At 36.6% G+C, this 235-nt stretch carries 1 pseudogene; it reads left to right on the top strand.

The features are described 5' to 3' along the window. Positions 1–235 (top strand): annotated as a pseudogene (locus HHH54_RS11375) (ISL3 family transposase); the annotation flags it as partial.

Consider the following 235-nt stretch of genomic DNA (forward strand, 5'->3'; position numbering starts at 1 on the left):
ATGAAAGACCCAAATATAATAAACTTAAGCGTCATTGGAAACTCTTGTTAAAACCTGCGAACGAACTCGATCGCATGCATTACCACCCGTTCCGTCTTTTTGACAATTGGCATAGCCAATACAGTCTAGTTCAATATTTATTAGGTCTGAGTGAAGAACTTGAAATGACATATATAACAGGGCACTTTATCTTAGAAGCACTGAAATCAAACTGTATTAAGAAGTTAGAAGTCGC

This window comes from Staphylococcus canis, assembly GCF_016238445.1.
Lineage (GTDB): Bacteria > Bacillota > Bacilli > Staphylococcales > Staphylococcaceae > Staphylococcus > Staphylococcus canis.